14 protein-coding genes are annotated in these 14,946 nt (G+C 37.4%); 8 read left to right on the top strand and 6 right to left on the bottom strand.

Annotated elements, in window-relative coordinates; genetic code table 11:
* Positions 1-172: 172 nt before the first annotated feature.
* Complete coding sequence (gene bioD, locus DNK85_RS06535) at positions 173-826, top strand: dethiobiotin synthase (RefSeq protein WP_119328773.1); 654 nt, start codon at positions 173-175, stop codon at positions 824-826.
* Positions 827-1,082: 256 nt separating this feature from the next.
* Positions 1,083-2,546, top strand: coding sequence for an amino acid permease (locus DNK85_RS06530; protein WP_119328772.1), 1,464 nt, complete (start codon positions 1,083-1,085; stop codon positions 2,544-2,546).
* On the opposite strand, the gene DNK85_RS06525 is transcribed toward DNK85_RS06530, so the two are convergent.
* Complete coding sequence (locus DNK85_RS06525) at positions 2,543-3,772, bottom strand: MFS transporter (RefSeq protein WP_119328771.1); 1,230 nt, start codon at positions 3,770-3,772, stop codon at positions 2,543-2,545. The two genes, DNK85_RS06530 and DNK85_RS06525, sit on opposite strands and share 4 nt — an antisense overlap.
* 478 nt (positions 3,773-4,250) lie before the next feature.
* On the opposite strand from DNK85_RS06525, the gene DNK85_RS06520 reads away from it, so the two are divergent.
* The 4 genes from DNK85_RS06520 (at position 4,251) to sufD (ending at position 8,243) form a co-directional block, all read left to right on the top strand.
* Positions 4,251-4,661, top strand: coding sequence for an SUF system Fe-S cluster assembly regulator (locus DNK85_RS06520; RefSeq protein WP_119328770.1), 411 nt, complete (start codon positions 4,251-4,253; stop codon positions 4,659-4,661).
* 49 nt (positions 4,662-4,710) lie between these two features.
* Positions 4,711-6,153, top strand: a complete 1,443-nt coding sequence (sufB, locus tag DNK85_RS06515; protein WP_119328769.1) for a Fe-S cluster assembly protein SufB — start codon at positions 4,711-4,713, stop codon at positions 6,151-6,153.
* 97 nt (positions 6,154-6,250) lie between these two features.
* Positions 6,251-6,994, top strand: coding sequence for a Fe-S cluster assembly ATPase SufC (sufC, locus tag DNK85_RS06510; RefSeq protein ID WP_119328768.1), 744 nt, complete (start codon positions 6,251-6,253; stop codon positions 6,992-6,994).
* Positions 6,995-7,004: 10 nt separating this feature from the next.
* Positions 7,005-8,243, top strand: a complete 1,239-nt coding sequence (sufD, locus tag DNK85_RS06505; RefSeq protein ID WP_162896564.1) for a Fe-S cluster assembly protein SufD — start codon at positions 7,005-7,007, stop codon at positions 8,241-8,243.
* Here sufD and DNK85_RS06500 read toward each other — a convergent pair.
* On the bottom strand, positions 8,240-8,554 hold the full coding sequence (locus DNK85_RS06500) for a YciI family protein (protein WP_235842398.1): 315 nt from the start codon (positions 8,552-8,554) through the stop codon (positions 8,240-8,242). The genes sufD and DNK85_RS06500 overlap by 4 nt on opposite strands.
* Positions 8,555-8,663: 109 nt before the next feature.
* Here DNK85_RS06500 and DNK85_RS06495 point away from each other — a divergent pair, with 109 nt between their 5' ends.
* Together DNK85_RS06495 and DNK85_RS06490 are read left to right on the top strand one after the other, a co-directional pair.
* On the top strand, positions 8,664-9,998 hold the full coding sequence (locus tag DNK85_RS06495) for a chloride channel protein (protein WP_119328766.1): 1,335 nt from the start codon (positions 8,664-8,666) through the stop codon (positions 9,996-9,998).
* Between the two features lie 33 nt (positions 9,999-10,031).
* Positions 10,032-10,796, top strand: coding sequence for a malonyl-ACP O-methyltransferase BioC (locus DNK85_RS06490; RefSeq protein WP_119328765.1), 765 nt, complete (start codon positions 10,032-10,034; stop codon positions 10,794-10,796).
* Here the strand turns inward: DNK85_RS06490 and DNK85_RS06485 are convergent, their stop codons facing one another.
* The 4 genes from DNK85_RS06485 to DNK85_RS06470 form a co-directional block, all read right to left on the bottom strand.
* Complete coding sequence (locus DNK85_RS06485; RefSeq protein ID WP_119328764.1) at positions 10,797-13,268, bottom strand: TcfC E-set like domain-containing protein; 2,472 nt, start codon at positions 13,266-13,268, stop codon at positions 10,797-10,799.
* 3 nt (positions 13,269-13,271) lie between these two features.
* Positions 13,272-13,787, bottom strand: a complete 516-nt coding sequence (locus tag DNK85_RS06480; RefSeq protein WP_119328763.1) for a hypothetical protein — start codon at positions 13,785-13,787, stop codon at positions 13,272-13,274.
* A gap of 28 nt (positions 13,788-13,815) precedes the next feature.
* Positions 13,816-14,277 carry a hypothetical protein gene (locus DNK85_RS06475; RefSeq protein WP_119328762.1) on the bottom strand — a complete coding sequence of 154 codons (462 nt, stop codon included), beginning with the start codon at positions 14,275-14,277 and terminating at the stop codon, positions 13,816-13,818.
* Between the two features lie 105 nt (positions 14,278-14,382).
* Positions 14,383-14,865, bottom strand: coding sequence for a hypothetical protein (locus tag DNK85_RS06470; RefSeq protein WP_119328761.1), 483 nt, complete (start codon positions 14,863-14,865; stop codon positions 14,383-14,385).
* Between the last annotated feature and the right edge of the window lie 81 nt (positions 14,866-14,946).

The following is a 14,946-nucleotide window of genomic DNA, read 5'->3' as shown; positions in this document are numbered from 1 at the left end:
TGGGTTATGTGTGATTATAAAATAATTCCTGTAGGGGTAATTCACGAATTACCCCGTGTATAATCAGGCAATTCGTGAATTTCCTCTACGGCGGGTTCTGTTATTACCAAATACCGTAGGAATGTATTGCATATGCCCTGTGGTAAAACATTAAACACAATAAGGAAAACAGATGAATATAACTTTATTAAAACATCATAAGAGAATCGCCATTATCGGTACTGATACCGAAGTTGGTAAAACTTATGTATGTGTATACTTGATGAATCAATTAAAGAAGCAGGGCTTAACAGTTGCTGGATTAAAACCAATGGCGTCAGGTGCCTTTATTAAAGATGGTCACTTAGTCAATGAAGATGCGTTGGCTTTGCAAAAAGCGTCTTCTATGTCACTTCCTTATGAATGGATAAACCCCAATGTCTATGAACCAGCAATTGCACCACACATTGCCGCAGAGCAAGAAAATAGCATATTAAATGTTGAAAAACTCATTGTGCAAACCAAACATTCTCTAGCACAAATCAATAGTGATATTACCTTTATTGAGGGAGCAGGAGGTTTATTAACACCGCTGAACTATCAGGAAACATGGGTGGATTACTTAAAGGTATTGGATATCCCTGTGCTTTTGGTTGTCGGTATGAAGCTTGGCTGTATTAATCATGCCTTATTAACAGAAAGCTATTTAAAACAACAGCAGATCCCTTGTATTGGCTGGATTGCTAATTGCATTGATCCTGGTATGCATGTTTTGAAAGAGAATATTCTAACATTGGAGCGAATGTTAAATATCCCTAAAATAACTGACATTCAATTTAATCTGTAAATGGTTAACGCATATGGGTGTTAATAGTCTGATTTTATAATGGTATTTGCTCTACTTTGATTTTTATTTGTTTATTTTCTTCCTTTTAAAGGCGCTATCATTTTTATGTAATTTTTATAACAATTGTCCGATATTTTTGTCGCGCATGCTCACTTTTTTCGGTAAATTACTGTGAGGACTGATGAATAGGATATTGCTGAATGTTATCAAGTACACTTAAATTTTCGGTGTATTACATTAAATTAAGGGGAAAGGTATGAAATCAACTAAATTAAAACGCGATTTAAAAACGCGTCATTTAACGATGATTGCGTTAGGTGGCACCATTGGTACTGGATTATTTCTTGCAAGTGGATCAGCGATTTCGCAGGCAGGACCAGGTGGCGCGTTGATTGGTTATGCGCTAGTTGCATTGATTGTATATATGTTGATGACCAGTCTAGGTGAGATGTCAACTTATGCGCCATGCACAGGCTCGTTTAACAAGTATTCAGAGAAGTTTGTCGATCCAGCGCTTGGATTTGCCATGGGTTGGAATTATTGGTTTAACTGGGCGATGACAATCTCTGCTGATTTACTGGGTGCGGGATTATTGATGCAGTTTTGGTTTCCTGAGATACCTGTGGTGTTATGGAGTGCTATTTTCTTTGTCATTATTCTTGCTGTTAATTTATTTTCGGTATCAATGTATGGCGAGTCAGAATACTGGTTGTCATTTATTAAAGTATCCTTTGTGATCATTTTTATTTTAGTCGGCGCGTTGGCTATTTTTGGTATTAGTGAGAATGGTCATGCTGTTGGGTTTCAAAACTGGCATGTTGCAGATGCGCCATTTAATGGTGGGTTGTTTACGATTTTAGGCGTGTTTTTGATTGCAGGGTATTCCTTTCAAGGTACTGAAATCGTGGGTGTTGCAGCAGGGGAAGCAAAAGATCCAAGAAAAGCAATCCCCAGAGCGATTCGTAGCACTTTTTGGCGATTAACCTTATTTTATATATGCGCATTAGGTATCATTGGCTTTTTGGTTCCCTATACAGCAAGTTGGTTAGCTAATCCTGAGTCTAATGTAGCCATGAGCCCATTTACCATGGTCTTTCAAAGTACTGGATTCACCTATGCAGCAACCCTCGTTAATATTGTTTTGGTAACTGCTGTTTTGTCAGCAGCTAATTCGTGTATTTATACGTCATCACGTACCTTATGGTATTTATCTAAATCTAAGCAGGCGCCTAAAGTCTTATCCAAAACCAATCGTCGCGGTGTGCCTGTCATTGGTGTACTAGTAACTTCTATTTTGGGTGCAACCTTTTTCTTAGCGTCTTTTATCGGTAATGGTGCAATTTTTAACTGGTTGGTTAACTTGATTAGTTTATCTGGATACATAGGTTGGTTGAGTATTTCTATTAGTCATTTACGTTTTCGCCGCGCATATATCAAACAAGGGCGCTCATTGAATGATTTGACTTATAAATCAAAGTTTTACCCATATGGTCCGATTATTTCGATTATTGCTTTGATTATTATGATGTTTGGCGCACAAGTCGAACAAGTAATATCAGGCACGGCAACGTGGGGGGCTTTCTTTGCAACTTATAGTGGGGTTATTTTATTTATTGTTTTATATTTGGGATACAAATGGCGTAAGCGTACAAAGTTTGCACGCTCTAAGACGTCTGATATTGATTTTTTCCATAAAGAAGCGCATCAAAGTGCATTTTAAGCCATATCGCTAATGATACGCGGCATTTTAATCAAAAAAATAACAGCCATGCTAGCAGTCAAATAGGCAAATAATACAACGATCATGCCGTTATGATAGCTAGAACCAACATATAGATAGTTTATTGCTGCTTGTGATTGACTTGCGCGGATGACATAGCCAACAAATGGCTGAAAAATAAAACCTGAAATAACAACGGCCATATTATTAAAACCAATAGCAGTAGCGCGATGTTCAAGTTTATTGTTGCATGAGACCAAAGAGAAGCTTAATGCTTGTCCAGCACACGCAGCACTTGCTGTAAAAAATAATATAATAAGGACTGTTACATTAGTAATTGGTGCTAACGTAATAAACCCAAAAGCAATGACACCAAGTACTGCGCAAAGAACAAGTATGGGCTTGACATGCCCCATTTTATCGGCAAGAAAGCCGAATAAAGGACTACCAACGGCAATGCCAACCCACATGAAAGTAACAATGGTTGCGGCAACTGAAAAAGGAACATTAAAATACTGTTCAACATAAGGAATGCCATAAAGTGAAGCAACAACTGCCATTGGCATCCACAGTAAACAAGCATAAATTGCAATCATCCACGTTTGAGATTGGCGAGCAACAGACTTGAAAGTAAGCCATAAACTTGTTACGGGTTTAGTTGTTAGATGTTTGTTGGGAAGCTTTAGATAGAAAAACATGATCATCAGTAGAATCAAACCAAAGCCGCTGATAATCATCATTGTTGCGCGCCAGCCAAAGTGATCAATCAGTGGGATAAGTGGTAAAGCACCACACATAGCACCCAATGCTGCAAGCATTTGAATAACACCTGCAATTAAAGTGAAATAGCGTTTACTCAAAACATGACTGGCAACGACAAGGACACCAATAAAAGCAAAGGCTGAGCCAAAGCCCATAAAAATACGTGCGCAAGCTGCAAGATAAAAGTTTGGTGCTAACCCAAATAGAAATCCGCCAATAACACAAATTAAAAGTGGTAGCATAATCACGTTACGTGCGGAGAATCGATCATAGATTAGACCTGTTGGAATCTGCATTAAAGTATACGTAATAAAATAAGCCCCAGAGGTGACACCAAGCCAGAATATATCAATGTGTAAGCTACTCATGAGGTTTTCGGTCATAATGCCTGGAGAGACTTGAAGCGCCATTTCAAAAAAAAGAAACAGTGCGGCTAAAATAAATACAAGTACTGATTTAAACATAAGGTTATCCTGTTAATTGTTTATGTATCTTCACTTAAAAATGCGAAATACCAAGATGCCTAATTAAAGATAAACTGACACTTGAATAACATAGGTTGACTGCAAAGTGCAGTAGATCTTAATTAAGCTTAATACATCGACAACAATAAAAGATATCAATAGAGATAGCAGCATAGACACTTAAGCTACATAACTGTGTGTGTAGATATTTATCATGCTGCATTTAAGTTTTTTTTACCCAAAAGGTCAGTGACTAGAAAGATAGACTACCCTGAAAAAAATAAAATACAAAATGTTTTTTGTATCTTGATTTAATTGAGATGTAATTGGAAATGAGAATCTTAGTAACTCCAGTTAGTAATTGTTTATTTTGATTTTACACGTTATAAACTGCGGGAAAACAAATTTTTAATCCGTTGACACAAACGTTAAAACACATTACCCTTTGCGCATATGATACCAAGCCAGTACTATTTTGATGTTAAAAGTCAGTAAACTTGCTGATTATGCTGTGATGATCGTGCTCAAATTTGCGCAAAATCCGCAAGGACTATACAGCGCCACTGATCTTATTAGCTTAACAGGGCTTAATTTGCCAACTGTGCGTAAAGTGCTTAAACTATTAAGCCTAAAGGGTATTTTGCTTGCCAAACGTGGTGCCGAAGGTGGCTATGCTTTGGCTTGCCATGTTAGTGAGATTTCAGTACTTGATATTGTTGAAGCAATTGATGGGAAATTGGCATTTACTGAGTGTTGCAGTGTAGGATTTGTATCATGTTCTGTAAACGATTGCCAGATGGGTGGGTATTGGCATGTGATTAACAAAAAAGTGCGTGAAACTTTAAGTACATTTAAGGTGCTGGAGTTAATGAACACAACATCTTATTAAGTTAAATAAACCAAACTAAGATAAGAAAACAGTAAAGAGATCATGCGACATGGCGGATGAAAAAATAAATAAAATGCTTGATCAGGAATATAAGCATGGCTTTGTGACTGAGATTGAACAGGAACGTTTTCGCGATGGCTTGGATGAAGATATTATTCGTCAGATTTCCAAGCGTAAAAATGAGCCTGAATTTATGCTTAAATGGCGTCTACAAGCTTACCATAAATGGCTAGAGATGAAGGAACCAACATGGGCGCATGTGAGTTATGCGCCCATTGATTATCAAGCGATTAGTTACTATGCAGCGCCCAAATCGGCAGCTGATAAACCAAAAAGCTTAGATGAAGTTGATCCGGAGTTAATTGAGACCTATAACAAATTAGGTATTCCTTTACATGAGCAAGAAATGCTCGCCGGTGTTGCGGTGGATGCAGTTTTTGATTCGGTTTCTGTGGTTACCACTTTTAAAGAAAAGTTAGCTGAAGCTGGTGTGATATTTTGTCCAATTTCAGAGGCGTTGCAGAAATATCCTGAGCTTATTGAGAAATATATTGGTTCAGTTGTGCCACAAACGGATAATTATTTTGCGGCATTAAACTCAGCGGTATTTAGCGATGGTTCGTTTGTATATATTCCAAAAGGTGTGCGTTGTCCAATGGAGTTATCAACGTATTTTCGCATTAATGCTTCTAATACTGGACAGTTTGAACGCACTTTGATTATTGCCGATGAAGGCAGTTATGTCAGCTATTTAGAAGGATGTACAGCACCAATGCGTGATGAAAATCAGCTGCATGCTGCAGTAGTTGAATTAGTAGCACTAAAAGATGCTGAAATTAAATATTCCACTGTCCAGAACTGGTACCCAGGAGATAAAGATGGTAAAGGAGGGATCTATAACTTTGTAACCAAGCGTGGTGTATGCAAGGGAGATAACGCCAAAATCTCGTGGACACAAGTTGAAACAGGTTCCTCTATTACTTGGAAATATCCATCTGTCATCCTTCGTGGTGACAATAGTGTGGGCGAATTTTACTCCGTGGCATTAACGCGTCATGCACAGCAAGCTGATACCGGTACTAAAATGATTCATATGGGTAAAAACACTAAGAGTACGATTATTTCAAAAGGTATTTCCGCCGGGCGCGCACAAAATGCTTATCGTGGATTGGTGCGCATGTTGCCAACAGCTGATAATGCACGAAATTTCTCACAATGTGATTCGTTACTCATAGGGCATGAGTGTGGTGCGCATACTTACCCGTATATTGAAAACAAATCAAAAACAGCACAAATTGAGCATGAAGCAACGACGTCTAAGATCTCTGATGAGCAACTTTTTTATTGTCGACAACGCGGTATGTCAGAAGAAGATGCAGTGGCGATGATTGTCAATGGTTTTTGTAAAGATGTTTTTAAGAAGTTACCTCTTGAGTTTGCCGTTGAAGCACAAAAGTTGATGGAAGTTAGCTTAGAAGGAGCAATAGGGTAGCTTCATATAGGGTGTTGAAAGGCAAGAGAAGTAGATAAGACTGTAAGAAAGTAAAAAAGTAAAATAAAAAGTAGAAAGATAAAAGCGAAGTAACGATATGTTGTTAGAGATTAAAAATTTACATGCTCAAGTTGAGGATAAAGTAATCTTAAAAGGGATTAATCTGCAGATTAAATCCGGTGAAGTACATGCAATTATGGGACCAAATGGTGCAGGTAAAAGTACTTTGGGTAATGTGCTTTCGGGTAAACCTAGTTATGAAATAACCAAAGGAGAAGTGCTGCTAAATGGTCAAAATATCTTTGAACTAGACCCTTCGGAGCGGGCACATGCTGGGATGTTTTTAAGTTTTCAATATCCTGTTGAAATCCCTGGAGTGAGTAACACACAATTTCTAAAAACGGCAGTCAATAGTACACGCAAAGCCAAGGGGCAAAGTGAGCTTGATGCCATGAGCTTTATGAAAAAATTACGTGCTAATATGGATATCCTTGAAATGGATCAAAAATATATGAAACGTGGCGTTAACGAAGGTTTTTCAGGTGGCGAAAAGAAGCGTAATGAAATGCTGCAAATGATGATGCTCGAGCCTAAAATATGTATTTTAGATGAGACAGATTCAGGACTGGATATCGATGCTTTGCAGGTGGTATCAAAGGGTGCAAATCACATGCGCAATGGCGAGCGTGGGTTTATTGTTATTACCCATTACCAGCGTCTGTTAAATTATATTGCGCCTGATTTTGTCCATGTTTTAGCAGATGGTAAAATTGTCAAATCAGGAGGGCGAGAGCTCGCACTTGAGCTTGAAGATAAAGGTTATGCTTGGATCAATGACTAAGGAGCACGATATGTTGCAATTAGAACAGCCGATTTCAAAGCTTAATCTGGCAGATGAGGCAATTAAACAGCGTGAAAATGCATGGCAAGCATTTATTGATCAAGGTTTTCCAAATAAAAAGAATGAACGTTGGCGTTATACCGATTTAACTTCTTTGTATAAAAAGTATGATATTGCTCAAGTCAAGCTTGGATTGAATACAAATCTTGACGAGACATTGTCAATGATTAATCTAAGTACTGATATGCATAATATTATCTTTGTTGATGGGCAGCTTGCTTATATTGATAAAATTGATGGTGTGACTATTCAGGATAGTTTGTCTCTACAGCCCCAGATAGAAAATGATGATGCGCTGTCTAATTTAAACATTGCCTCGTATTTAGGTGGTGTGACGATTCAGGTTAGGAAAAACACGCGTCTAACAAAACCTATTATTATGACTTATCTACATACTGATAATAGTCAGAAGATGCTGGTTAACTACCAGCATACTTTAGTAATTGATGAATATGTAGAGTGTATGATTTGTGAAAATTTTATTGCATTGGGTGACTCATATTCAGCAGTGAATATTTGTAGCAATATTCATCTTAAAGAGGGAGCCAAGTGCCGCTATGACGCTTTGGAAAGTAAAAGTGTAGAGCAGTTATTGGTTACGCATAAACTGAATATTTCCATAGGCAAAAATGCATATTATGAAACGTTTCAAATGGCAGCTTATGCGGCGCTTAAGCGTATTGAGTTTAGTGTGGATTTATACAGTGAGGGTGCTGTTTTTAATGCCAAGGGAATATATGCTTTGGCACATAACGCAAAAGTAGATTATCACTTTAACGTTAAACATAATGCATCCAATACACAAAGCGATGTCGCATTTCGAGGTGTTGTTGGTGGCAAAGCATCGGCAACTTTCAATGCAAAAGCCTATGTTGCTAAAGATTTACATAGCGTAAAGGCGCTGCAAAATAACCGTAATATTCAGTTGACTAATACTGCTGAGATCAATACCAAACCTGAGCTTGAAATTTATTCCGATGATGTCGTTTGTAGTCATGGAGCAACGATCGGTCAGCTTGATCCGCAAGTTTTATTTTACTTACAATCACGTGGAATTAATAAGGGTCAGGCAACGAGCTTGCTCATCGAGGGCTTTGTCAAGGAGCTTATTACTTTGCTTGATCGTGATGAATCAACGATTGAGAGTTATCTGAATAGCCTTGAAGGCCATATTAAGTATTTAGTTTAAACAAATGCACTAAAGGCTTTAGTATGTTTGACGAGATCAAAACTATGATAGCTATAACTTGCTACCTTTTCAGTGATAAAGGGATCTTCTTGCAATAATACTTTGATTTCCTCTAAGTTACCTGATGCCAGTATCACACCTCCGTTGTATAAGCTATTTGGACCTGAGGCAATAAATAACCCTTTTTCATAACCGCGATCTAAGAATGTGCGATGTCTTGAGCGAACTTGATCTACAATTTCAGCAGGTGCGGTATAGGTGATAGTAATAATATGGATTTGTTTCATTGGGTTAACTCGAACTAACATCATGTAAGGCTAATTTTGTCATAGTTATTAAGCTATTTGTACTTTTTTTTCAAGAAACTAAAGCGTAAAATGGCACCAGCAATTTTGCTTATTAGTGGTAAAGACAGTTTTCATGAAGTATTTTGATTTAAAAGCGCTAAAAAAAGATAAGATTTTCACTGAGTCACGCAAGCTTATGTCCCTATCGCTTTGGCGAAGGCGTTTGATCTTCTGGGGAGGGGCAATTCTTGTTGGGCTGATTTGTGTATTATTTGCTTATCTGTGCGATAACTTAAATGACAGTTTTAATGAGTTAAGTCAAGATCATCCATATTGGCCTTTGTTTATTATGCCGATTGGTTTTATGGTGATTATCTATTTGCTTAAAACGTATTTTGATGGTGCTGAAGGCAGTGGTATCCCGCAGGTGATGACCGCTCTTAAAGTCAAGAATATGCAACGACGCAGCAAATTGATATCACTACGTATTGCGTTGGGCAAGTTTTTATTAACTGCATTAGGCTTTTTAAGTGGTGCTTCGATTGGACGCGAGGGTCCAACTATTCAGCTAAGTGCATCGGTTATGCATTTTTTAGGGAGGTTGGAGAAGTTTAATCGTGAGGATACTGAGAAAGGCTTATTGTTAGCTGGAGGGGCAGCAGGGATTGCAGCAGCCTTTAATGCCCCTTTAGCAGGAGTTGTTTTTGCTATTGAAGAATTAGCTGGCTCTTTTGATAAAGGGATTACTGGTACCATGATCACTACGGTAGTACTATGTGGTTTTGTATCATTAGAGATTATGGGCAATTATGCCTACTTCGGTGCAAGCTCTGCAACCTTAGATATTTTAGGTGGTGGCTGGATTGTGCTTATTATTGTTGCTGTCGTTTGTGGTTTTTTAGGAGGACTCTTTAGTCGGATGCTGTTACTTCTATCAGCAGCTGTGGCGCAAATAGTTCGCAAGCATCCTGTGTTATTTGCAGGTAGCATTGGCTTTGTTATTGCCGTAATTGGTGTATGTACTAGTGGCGTGATCTATGGCAGTAGCAAAGAAACAGCAGTAGCTCTACTAAATGGTCATGAGGTACATGTGTCCATTTTCTTTGGATTGTGGAAAATGATTGCGACTTTACTGTCGTTTGTTAGTGGTATTCCAGGTGGTATTTTTGCACCATCGTTATCTGCAGGTGCTGGATTTGGGCATATGATGAGTGGTTTTTTTGATCCTAAATATGCAGGTGCAATTATCTTAATTGGTACGGTTGCTTATTTCTCAGGTGTAGTACAAAGCCCCATTACTTGCTTTATTATTGTGTCTGAGATGACGCAAAATGTCTCAAGTGGAATGCTTTTACCAATTATGTTGGCAGCACTTCTAGGCACAGCTTCCTCACGTGTAATTTGTAAAGAGCCGATTTATCATATGCTGTCACTGCGTTATTTAGATAAGTTGCGTGAACAGAAATAGAAAAAGAAGTTATTTAATAGGTTTTAGTTATTAGTGTTTGATCAATCATTATTTCATAAAAAACGTCAACAGTATGAGAGGCGTTTTGTGCATGACAGTTTTATAAAAAATGAAATCGCTGAGCGTTTATTAGATAAATTAAGCTTTATCAAATTAAATCCTGAACATATTTTTGTTGAAGGGTTAGACGCACATTTAGCAGTGATCAAAGAGATCTATCCAAATGCCGTAATAAATAATCATACGTTGGATAAAGAGGTGTCTTATGATGTGATTATTTCGCATTGTAAAATTCAGCAAGTGGCAAATATCAATGTGCAACTAAGAAACTGGCATAAGCAATTAAAACCGCAAGGGGTGTTGGTTTTTACCAGTTTTGGCAGCACTAGTTTACAAGAGATAAAAAAAGCCTGGCAGTTAATCGATGGCATGGTACACATCAATCAGATGCTGGATATGCATGATATGGGTGATGTGTTAAATAAAGAACAATACCAAAGTGTGGTGATGGATGCCGAGACGATTAAGTTTCAGTATGAAACGATTAAAACCTTGCTTGGTGATATTCGTGCATTAAATGAACCATTAGCAGATACGAAAATGCGTAAAACTTTGATAGGTAAAAACCGCTGGCAAAATTTTTGTCAGCGGTTGGAAAAGCTTGGATTATCAGCAAGCTATGAGGTGTTTTATGGTTATGGCTATAAGGGCAATGAATTGATTGCTAGAAAAGAAACCAATAGCGAGGCAATGATTCGTTTTGATCAATTAAAAGATGCGCTTAAACATAAAAAATAACTACTCACAGACAATTTCATCCTGAAAGGCAATGCCATCTTCTGCTCTCAAATCATTAGAGTTTACTATACAAGTTTTTCCATCTTTGGTTTCAAGGGTGAGTTTGTTGCCTAATATGACATCGATTTGTGCAAAGCCATCGTCATCTGTTTCAGATGGCTCGAGTCCGCCAGTGACTTTGGCATAGCTGAGTATTTCACCTTGCATGTTGACAAAGTTGCCCATAATTAAAATGGCGGGTTTAGCATTGAGCTCAATGGTTTCTATATTGCCTGGGTAAAGTGTAACATCGCGATCATTATGAGGAACACTTAATGTCACCTCATGTGATTGTACTTGCACATTATGCTCTTTGTAGACTGACATTGGCACGAAATAACTTTGATTATTATCAATTACTGCATTTTCTTTGCCATCAACATAGATTGTGTATTTACTAGGAATATCTGCATTAATATAGATAAGTACACCACTGCGATTGTCTGAGCCACTAACTCCCCAGTTGGTCATTGGTGTATACGCAAGTGAGCTTGATGTCTGAATGTTGTAGCTAATGACAGGCTTATTATGTTTGGATTGTGCTAAATTTAGCTGCTGTAAAGTATTAAAGTATCGGTTGCTGGTGCTTGCGTATTGTGAGTAGTATTGAGTGTTATGGTTAACTTCAGTACTAAGCCCTATATCATTTTGATAGTCATTCCCTGTAAACTCTTTGCCAACGTTGAATTTAACATTCTCTTCTCTTTGTATTGGCTTTTCACTTTGTTGACTTATTTGACTTTCAAGACCTGCGACCATATACCAGCCATTTTGCGTACCAAAGCTCCATGTCAGTTGCAAGAAGGCGCTTTTGTTACTCTCTGAGTGATCCAAGGATAGTGAAAGTGTCAAGTAGTTGTTATCACCAAAGCTAAAGGTTTTAGAAACGTCAAAGCCAATATCGTGTTGGAAATTATTATCAACATAGGCATAGCTTAATGAAGTTGTGAAATTAATCTCATGCCAGTTAAAGGATAGTGATGTGCCGATATTTGTATTACTAGTCTGTGTGTCTTCAAAGTATTGATTGATATAATTGCTACTATTGTCTTTAACCCAAATTTGTCTAAAAAAAGTATTTAGTGTCACGCCTGAGATATTGCCAGCAACAGAGAAAGCAAGACCAAGATCACCAAAATTACTTACTGCAAATGAGTTATAAAGGCTTAAATGTGATAACTCCATCATTAGCATAAACTCGCCAATAGCTTCTTGTTGATTAAACATTGTCAGATGTTCACCAACACCAAAAGATTTACTTAAGCGCTGCTTAGCCTCAAAAGTTAGGACATTAAGATCAGTTAATGTAGGAAAAATTGTACCTGAAATAAGCTCAGCTAAACGACCATAGCTAATATAATAATTAGGTAAAGTCAAAAGTGGCAGAGCATTTGTTTTAATAAAGTAGACTTGTTTATTGGAGGTTTGGTTGGTTAATGTGCGTGTTTCAAGGCGCAGCATATAGGCGCCTGATGGAAAGCTGCGTGTATCAAGAAAATGATTTCCCGGTGGAAAGTATTGCGTATCGATCAAGGTATTACCTCGGTAAACATCAACATAACTTGGTACAATAATATTGACTTCAACCGGCGTGGCAATTTGCTCATTTAGATTGGTTAAAAGCTCAAGATTGGTTTGTAAGCTAGCACCAACAATTTGCAAGCTTGGGATAATCATCGTGCCTACTGTGTCTTGCAAACCTAGAGATAGATGATATTGTTTATGACGCCAATTTAGATCGAAATCACGAAATTGAAACTGCTTAATCGGCGGTTGTCCAGGGGTAATAGAGTAGGTGAAGTTATCCTTGTAGTCTAAATGCCAGTTACCATAACCTAAATAACCGTTGTGATTTACAGCCATTGAGTGGTTTTGATCATTATTACCTGATAAACCAAGCTGCAATAGATTAAGCGTGCCAAAGCCTGCGGTCGAGTTTTGTAAAAATTTAGCAGGAACAGCATCTTGTGCCAGAAGATATTTAGGATTAATAAAAAGTTGTGCGCGATAATTGTTGCGATCAAAAATAACCCCCAGTACTTGTGGGCGAATAAAGCCGCAATTGGAGCCATTACTGCAATTACGGTCGGCATTGGTTTTTTGTGATGTTGATATTTCCTCTAGTAGCAAATGTTGTGCAGTTTTCGTGATATACGGTTTAAGTTTTTGTAAAATAAGATCAGGCTCATCAAACGTAATCTCATCATCATTAAAAGTTGCAGTTGTTTCTAATAGTTTTTCTTTACCAAAAACAATAGTGACAAGACTTGTTTCATCATCTTCAATAAAGTCTTCAAAGCCAGGCGGTAAGTCTGATGCGGCAGCCACTTTAGGGACGATGCCAACAAACAAACAGTGACTTAATATAAGGCCAAAATATATCAAAAGGCGTTTTATTTTCTTTTTCCCGCAATAGGGCTGATAAAAAGTCATAACTTATCTGCTTTGCAGAATTAATGAGAGTTGATAACGCCCAGCCTTAGCATGTTGAATCGTATACTTAGAGAATTTAATCGCAATTGTTTCATAGAGTTGACATTCATTAAAGTCATGATTATTCGTTTGAATACCTTGAATTTGGTTGTAGGGTATTTCAATTTTGTTAATTAAAATCTGATAGGGAAGGTTGCCTTGATTATCTAAACCTTTAGCAATGAAACTACCCTCATTGGTAGTAATGCGCAAAGGAAAGCGCTTATTACCTTTGTGATAAGCACAGAAAGTTCCTAAAGAGATAATTTGATCTCTACCTTTAGTGATCATATCTGCACTAATAACAACTTTTTCATTAAGTGTCAGATTGCCAACTACAAAGCGCGGATTTTCCTGCTCCTTTTTGGCTGGGCGCTCATAGTATTTGGAGTTGTTTTTAAACTGATAGGCGTTTACTATCATGGGGGGTACAGTAGCAATAAAAAAAGCAAAATAAAGATATTTGCCTAGTTTGGTCATTTAATCTGCCCCTATTTACGATCAATTATTAGCTGATTGCAATATTGGCAATATAATGGATAGATCCCTGAACATCAATCCCTGCTGCATCCTCAGCAACCTCTGTTTTGTCATTAGCTGATTTTTTATACTCACTAATAACGAGTTGGAGTTTCATTGGTTTAGTGACATTACCTTTTTTACGCACAGAAATACGCTTATTATTGCCAGAGCCTAAATTACGAATCAAGATAGGACTAATAATAACAGGTAGTGTTTTAAGTTCATTATTGCTGTAGGTGATGACGTGTTCAGGGTCGGTTACATTTTTGACTTGCACAATAAAAGTCCCACTTTCATTGCCAATATTGGTTAATGGAATATAGTCACGTTTAACTTTTTGATTGATCACAATATTCGGTTTAACAACATCAAGTACCGCACCGGCAAATAGTGATGATGTAGCGGTAATGAATAAAAAAATACTTGCAAGGATACGCGTTAATTTCATAGTTTATTCCTTTTTAGTAAGTTTATGTATAACAAAAAGGGACTCTAAAAAGATATCCCTTAAGTTCTTACCTATGTACTGAAAAAATTAATTGAATATGTGTTGTTATGCAACACTTAAATTCAAAGAGGCACTATATGTCCCTGCTTTAGCATTGCGAATATCCGTACCTTTGAATGTCATGAAAACGGCTTCTTTTGTTTTGCAACCAGATGGCAAATCATTGGCATCAACAGTTAATTCATTTTTACCGTATTTTACGGCGGTTTTATTGATGACAAGTGTATAAGGTAGCTGACCTTCACCTTTGGTGCCAACAACGGCAAACTTCTTCTCATTGTTTGAAACATCAACCGTTACTTTGCCATTTTTATCATTGGTGTATGTGCAAAACTCAGCTAATTCAAAAGTTTTGTCTTTGCCTGCAGCAACATCAGCAGATGAAATGACAATCTTTTGATTCATGCTTAGATCACCTAGAATGTTCTTGGATTCAACAACTACCTGTGATTTGCCTGCTTCTTTAGCAAAAGCTGAAGTGGATAACAAAGCACCTATTGTTAATGCTACGACTAAAACTCTCTTCATAAATTATGCTCCTTTATTTCTTATTATTTTCCTGAAGATTTTAGATAAAATCTAATCTACTGATACGTAACTTATAACAAT

The sequence above is a fragment of the Cysteiniphilum halobium genome (genome assembly GCF_003574425.1).
Lineage (GTDB): Bacteria > Pseudomonadota > Gammaproteobacteria > Francisellales > Francisellaceae > Caedibacter > Caedibacter halobius.
Note: the sequence above shows the minus strand (reverse complement) of the source record. Positions and strands in the feature narration are given on the sequence as shown.